The organism is Streptomyces sp. UH6 (assembly GCF_013421635.1).
GTDB lineage: Bacteria > Actinomycetota > Actinomycetes > Streptomycetales > Streptomycetaceae > Streptomyces > Streptomyces abyssomicinicus.
In genome coordinates this window covers 1-6,294 of the sequence record NZ_JACADT010000279.1, presented here as the reverse complement: position 1 = coordinate 6,294, position 6,294 = coordinate 1, and the positions used below count along the sequence as shown (strand labels likewise).

Below are 6,294 nucleotides of genomic sequence, written 5' to 3'. Positions count from 1 at the left end.
GCGCGGCCGCCGCCGACGACCACTCGGCGAAGGAGAAGACGGTCAGCTTCTCCAACTGGACCGAGTACATGGACGTCGACGAGGGCGAGACGCGGCACCCCACCCTGGAGGAGTTCACCCGGCGGACCGGTGTCCGCGTGAAGTACGGCGAGGACATCAACGACAACAACGAGTTCTTCGCCAAGATCAAGCCGCAGCTGTCCGCCGGGCAGGACACCGGCCGCGACCTGATCTGCGTCACCGACTGGCTGGCCGCCCGCATGATCCGGCTCGGCTGGGCGCAGAAGCTGGACCCCGCCAACCTGCCGACCGCGTACGCCAACCTCTCCGCCCAGTTCCGCTCGCCGGACTGGGACCCGGGCCGCGCCTACTCGTACCCGTGGACCGGCATCTCGACCGTCATCGCGTACAACAGGAAGGCCCTCGACGGCGTCGAGGTGAGGTCCGTGTCCGACCTGCTGGACAACCCGAAGCTCAAGGGCCGGGTCGGCATGCTGACCGAGATGCGCGACACCATGGGCATGACCCTGCTCGACATGGGCAAGGACCCCGGCGACTTCACCGACGACGACTACGACGCGGCGACGGCCCGCCTCCAGAAGGCCGTCGACAAGGGCCAGATCCGCCGCTTCACCGGCAACGACTACACCGCCGACCTCACCAGCGGCGACTTCGCCGCCTGCCTCGCCTGGGCCGGGGACGTCGTCCAGCTCAAGGCCGACAGCCCCGAGATCGACTTCGTCGTCCCGGACAGCGGCTACCTGACGTCCACGGACAACCTCCTCGTCCCCGCCGGCGCGCGGCACAAGACCAACGCCGAGCGGCTGATCGACCACTACTACCAGCCGGCGATGGCGGCGCGGCTCGCCGCGTACATCAACTACGTCTGCCCGGTCGACGGCGTCAAGGAGGCGCTGGCCGAGATCGACCCGGACGCCGCCGAGAACCCGCTGATCCTCCCCGACCGGGCCATGGCCGAGAAGTCCCGGGCCTTCCGCTCCCTGAGCGACAAGGAAGAGACGGCCTACGAAGTCAAGTTCGCCAAGCTGACAGGGGCGTGAGTGACGTGCCACAGACCACCGGGAGCACCGCCTCCGCCTCCGCGTCCGGCGACGGCGGGGACGTCCGCCTCAGCGGCATCGGCAAGACGTACGGCGACTTCACCGCCGTCCACCCGCTCGACCTGACCGTCCCCGAGGGTTCCTTCTTCGCCCTGCTCGGCGCCTCCGGCTGCGGCAAGACCACCACCCTCCGGATGATCGCCGGCCTGGAGGAGCCCAGCACCGGCTCCGTCCACCTCGGCGAGCAGGACGTCACCCGGCTGCCCCCGTACAAGCGGCCGGTGAACACCGTGTTCCAGTCCTACGCGCTCTTCCCCCACCTCGACGTCTTCGAGAACGTCGCCTTCGGCCTGCGCCGCCGCGGCGTCAGGTCGGTGAAGAACCAGGTCCGCGACATGCTCGACCTGGTCCAGCTCGGCGAGCACGCACGCCGGAAGCCGCACCAGCTCTCCGGCGGCCAGCAGCAGCGGGTCGCGGTGGCCCGCGCGCTGATCAACCACCCCAAGGTGCTGCTGCTCGACGAGCCGCTCGGCGCCCTCGACCTCAAGCTGCGCCGGCGGATGCAGCTCGAACTCAAGCGGATCCAGACCGAGGTCGGCATCACCTTCATCCACGTCACGCACGACCAGGAGGAGGCCATGACCATGGCCGACACGGTCGCCGTGATGAACGCCGGCCGCGTCGAACAGCTCGGCGCCCCCGCCGACCTCTACGAGAACCCGGCCACCACCTTCGTCGCCAACTTCCTCGGCACCTCCAACCTGATCGAGGCCGAGGTCGTCTCCACGGCCGGCGGCGAGATCCTCGTCGACACCCGCGGCGGCAGGCTCGGCGTCCCCGCCGGACGGTGCTCCGCCCCCGGCGGGACGGGCGCCAGGCTGCTGGTCGGCGTGCGGCCGGAGAAGACGGCGCTCGCCCTGGCGGACGAGGCCGGGCGGATACCCGACGGCCGCAACCGGGTCACCGGCGTGATCGCCGAGGCGAGCTTCCTCGGCGTCTCCACCCAGTACCTGGTCGACGGCCCCGCCGGACGGGGTCTCGCGGTGTACGCGCAGAACGTCGACCGCGACCCCCGTCTGGTGCCCGGCGCGGAGGTGGTCGTGCACTGGGACCGCGCCCACACCTTCGCCCTGGACGCCGCGCAGGACATCGAGGCCGGGGTCGAGCGGGTCGAGCCGGCCACCGCCGGGAATCCCGGGAAGACCGGGCACGACGGGCACGACGGGCACGACGGGCACGACGGGCACGACGGGCACGACGGGAAGGACGGGAAGGCCGAGAAGGGGGCCGAGGCCGAGAAGGCCGAGGACGCCTGGGCTGCCGACGGCACCGCGAAGGAGGCGGCCGGATGAGCTCCGCCACCCTCACCGGGACGCCCCCGCCACCCCCGCCGCCCGCACCCGCGGCCGCCGCGGAACAGACGACGCCCCGGCGCCGGCGCGGTCGGTCCACGCCCTACCTGCTGCTCCTGCCCGGCCTGCTCTGGCTGCTGGTGTTCTTCGCGCTGCCGGTGATCTACCAGGCGTCCACCTCCGTCCAGACCGGATCCCTGGAGGCCGGATACGAGGTGACCTGGCGGTTCGCCACCTACGCGGAGGCGCTCGCCGAGTACTGGCCCCACTTCCTGCGCTCCGTCGCCTACGCGGGCACCGCCACCGTGCTGTGCCTGCTGCTCGGCTACCCGCTGGCCTACCTGATCGCCTTCCGGGCCGGGCGCTGGCGGAACCTGATCATGATCCTGGTGATCGCGCCGTTCTTCACCAGCTTCCTGATCCGCACCCTGGCCTGGAAGACGATCCTGGCCGACGGGGGAGTGGTGGTCGAGACGCTGAACACCCTGCACGTCCTCGACGTGACCGCGGGACTCGGCCTCACCGACGGGGAACGCCTGCTCGCCACGCCGCTGGCCGTGGTCTGCGGCCTGACCTACAACTTCCTGCCGTTCATGATCCTCCCGCTCTACACCTCGCTGGAGCGGATCGACCCCCGGCTGCACGAGGCCGCCGCCGACCTCTACGCCCGCCCCGCCACCGTCTTCCGCAAGGTCACCCTGCCGCTGTCGATGCCCGGCGTGGTCGCCGGAACACTGCTCACCTTCATCCCGGCGGGCGGCGACTACGTCAACGCCGACCTGCTCGGCTCCACCGACACCCGCATGATCGGCAACGTCATCCAGGTCCAGTTCCTGCGCGTCCTCGACTACCCGACCGCCGCGGCGCTCTCCTTCATCCTGATGGCCGTGATCCTGGTGGTCGTCAGCGTCCACATCCGCCGCTCCGGGACGGAGGACCTCGTCTGATGGCCCCGCTCACCTGGTTCCGGCGCCACCTGGTCGTCATCTTCGGCCTGTTGACGCTCGGCTACCTGCTCCTGCCCAACGTCGTGGTCACGGTCTTCTCCTTCAACGACCCCGCGGGCCGCTTCAACTACGCCTGGAACGAGTTCTCCACCGACGCCTGGACCCGGCCGTGCGGCGTCGACGGGCTCTGCGCGTCACTGGCGCTCAGCCTCCAGCTCGCCCTCTGGGCGACCCTCGCCGCCACCGTCCTCGGCACCATGACCGCCTTCGCCCTGGCCCGCTACCGGTTCCGGGCGCGCGGCGCGGTCAACTCGCTGATCTTCCTCCCGATGGCGATGCCCGAGGTCGTGATGGCCGCCTCGCTGCTCACCCTGTTCCTCAACATGGGCGCGCGGCTGGGCTTCTGGACGGTGCTGATCGCCCACATCATGTTCTGCCTCAGCTTCGTCGTCACCGCCGTCAAGGCACGCGTGATGTCGATGGACCCGCGCCTGGAGCAGGCCGCGCAGGACCTCTACGCCGGACCGGCGCAGACCTTCCTCCGCGTCACCCTGCCCATCGCCTGGCCCGGTATCGCGGCCGGCGCGCTCCTCGCCTTCGCGCTCTCCTTCGACGACTTCATCATCACCAACTTCACCGCGGGTTCCACGGTCACCTTCCCCATGTACGTCTGGGGATCGGCGCAGCGCGGGACCCCGGTGCAGATCAACGTCGTCGGCACGGCCATGTTCCTGGTCGCCGTGCTGGTCGTCGTGGTCTCCATGGCCGTGGGCAACGGCCGAAAACGCATGAAGGCGTAAACACAACACATCCTGTGGGGAGTTGAGATTCATGGCCCCTGGAGCCATGAACCGTTGGACCAAGTCTCTCGCCGAGGCCCGGCCGGTCGCCTACTGGCTGGAGGACCCGGGGAGGCCCCGCCCCGAGCCCGCCCTCACCGCCGCGACCACCTGCGACCTGCTGGTGGTCGGCGGTGGGTACAGCGGACTGTGGACCGCGCTGCTCGCCAAGGAGCGCGACCCCGGCCGCGACGTGCTGCTGCTGGAGGGCAAGGAGGTCGGCTGGGCCGCCTCGGGACGCAACGGCGGGTTCTGCGCCGCCTCCCTCACCCACGGCCTCGCCAACGGGCTCTCCCGTTGGCCGGGCGAGATCCGCCGGCTCGAGGAACTGGGCGCGCGCAACCTCGACGCCATCGAGGACACCGTCGCCCGGTACGGCCTGGACTGCGAGTTCGAGCGCACCGGGGAGATCGACCTCGCCACGGAACCGCACCAGGTCGGCGAACTGCGCGCACTGCACGGCCTGATGGAGGACCACGGACTCGCCGACGGCATCGAGCTCCTCGACGCCGAGGGCGTGCGCGCCCACGTGAACTCGCCGACCTTCCTCGCCGGCCTGTACGACCGGCGGGGCGTCGCCCTGGTCCATCCCGCCAAACTGGCCTGGGAGCTGAAGAGGGCCTGCCGGGAACTGGGCGTGCGGATCCACGAGCACAGCCCGGCGCTCTCCCTGCGGCAGCAGGGCGGCGGCGTCACCGTGACCACGCCCTACGGCTCGGTGCGGGCCGGGAAGGTGGCCCTGGCCACCAACGTCTTCCCCAGCCTGCTGCGCCGGGTACGGCCGTACACCGTGCCGGTCTACGACTACGCCCTGCTCACCGAGCCCCTGAGCGAGGAGCGCTCGGCCGCGCTCGGGTGGCGGGGCCGCCAGGGACTGGCCGACCTCGCCAACCAGTTCCACTACTTCCGGCTCACCGCCGACAACCGGATCCTGTGGGGCGGCTACGACGCCGTCTACCGCTACGGCGGGCGGGTGCGCGCCGAGTACGACAATCGCCCCGAGACCTTCGCCGCCCTGGCGGAGCAGTTCTTCACCTGCTTCCCGCAGCTGGAAGGGATGCGGTTCACCCACGCCTGGGGCGGCGCCATCGACACCTGCTCGCGGTTCGCGCCGTTCTTCGGCACGGCGCACCGGGGGAGGGTCGGTTACTCCGTCGGTTACACGGGGCTGGGCGTGGGCGCCACCCGGTTCGGCGCGCAGGTGGTGCTGGACCTGCTGGACGGGGAGGTCACCGAGCGGACGTCGCTGGAGATGGTGCGGTCCAAGCCGCTGCCGTTCCCGCCCGAGCCGTTCGCCTGGACCGGGATCGCGCTCACCCGGTGGTCGCTGGCCCGGGCCGACGTCAACGGCGGCAGACGCAACGTCTGGCTGCGGGCGCTGGACCGGGTGGGGCTCGGGTTCGACAGCTGATCGCGGCGCCCCGCGGAACCGCCCGCCGGCCGCTGGTCTTCCGCGCGCTCACCCTCACTCGAACGGGTGAGTGCGCGGGAGTCGCGTAATGACCGGCGCGGAACCTCCTCTCTCCCTCGGGACAGTGCCGCCCGGCCGGTCGGCGGCACACCGGGAGCGAGGAGGTTCCGCGGATGAACGGGACGGCTGCGGTCAGGCGGGCGGTCGAGTGGCTGGCGTCGGTCGCCCCCGACCCGGTGGCCTGCCGCCGGGAATGGGAACAGCGCGCCGACGGCGTGGTCCTGCTGCCCGCCGGGAAGAGCTGGGACGTGCTGATACTGCCGGGCGGACTGGGGCACGCCACTCTGGCGGTGCTGCTGCGGTGCCTCGACCGGCCGGGCCCGGTGCTGGCCGGGTTCGACGAGGGACGGGTGGGGTTCCTCGTCCCGCCCGGGACCGCCGGGCGGTGGCTCGGCACGGGGGTGCGGGCGGTGGGGCGCGGCGCGTGGGTGGTCGTCCCGCGTCCCGGCCGGGCGCGCGGGGGGAGGATGCGGTGGCTGGTCCCGCCCGACGGGACGGGGCTGCTGACGGATCCCGTGCTGCTGGAGATCGCCATGCACGAGGCGGTGGCGGGGCTGACCGAGTGCTGACGAGCGCGTCGAGAGCGGAGCCGGGGCCGGGGCCGGGGCCGGGGCTTGTGCCTGT

Annotated in this window: 6 protein-coding genes; all 6 read left to right on the top strand. The window is 71.6% G+C overall.

What is annotated here, in order from left to right; genetic code table 11:
- Nucleotides 1-1,061 (top strand): spermidine/putrescine ABC transporter substrate-binding protein (locus tag HW445_RS15350; RefSeq protein WP_180221579.1); only part of this gene is annotated, 1,061 nt, incomplete at its 5' end.
- Nucleotides 1,058-2,413: an ABC transporter ATP-binding protein gene (locus HW445_RS15345; RefSeq protein WP_308799196.1), complete on the top strand. Its 1,356-nt coding sequence runs from the start codon at nt 1,058-1,060 to the stop codon at nt 2,411-2,413. The genes HW445_RS15350 and HW445_RS15345, both read left to right, overlap by 4 nt.
- Nucleotides 2,410-3,360: an ABC transporter permease gene (locus HW445_RS15340; protein WP_180221578.1), complete on the top strand. Its 951-nt coding sequence runs from the start codon at nt 2,410-2,412 to the stop codon at nt 3,358-3,360. Before HW445_RS15345 ends, HW445_RS15340 begins: the two co-directional genes overlap by 4 nt.
- A complete protein-coding gene (locus HW445_RS15335) occupies nt 3,360-4,160 on the top strand; it encodes an ABC transporter permease (protein WP_180221577.1) in 801 nt (266 codons plus the stop codon). Before HW445_RS15340 ends, HW445_RS15335 begins: the two co-directional genes overlap by 1 nt.
- Before the next feature lie 31 nt (nt 4,161-4,191).
- Complete coding sequence (locus HW445_RS15330; protein ID WP_180221576.1) at nt 4,192-5,610, top strand: FAD-binding oxidoreductase; 1,419 nt, start codon at nt 4,192-4,194, stop codon at nt 5,608-5,610.
- A 173-nt stretch (nt 5,611-5,783) separates the two neighbouring features.
- Nucleotides 5,784-6,239: a hypothetical protein gene (locus tag HW445_RS15325; protein WP_180221575.1), complete on the top strand. Its 456-nt coding sequence runs from the start codon at nt 5,784-5,786 to the stop codon at nt 6,237-6,239.
- Nucleotides 6,240-6,294 lie beyond the last annotated feature (55 nt).

Excerpts from the sequence above, each read along its gene's own strand:
- HW445_RS15340 (WP_180221578.1), top strand. The coding sequence starts at position 2,410 with ATGAGCTCCGCCACCCTCACCGGGACGCCCCCGCCACCCCCGCCGCCC.
- HW445_RS15335 (WP_180221577.1), top strand. The coding sequence starts at position 3,360 with ATGGCCCCGCTCACCTGGTTCCGGCGCCACCTGGTCGTCATCTTCGGC.
- HW445_RS15330 (WP_180221576.1), top strand. The coding sequence starts at position 4,192 with ATGGCCCCTGGAGCCATGAACCGTTGGACCAAGTCTCTCGCCGAGGCC.
- HW445_RS15325 (WP_180221575.1), top strand. The coding sequence starts at position 5,784 with ATGAACGGGACGGCTGCGGTCAGGCGGGCGGTCGAGTGGCTGGCGTCG.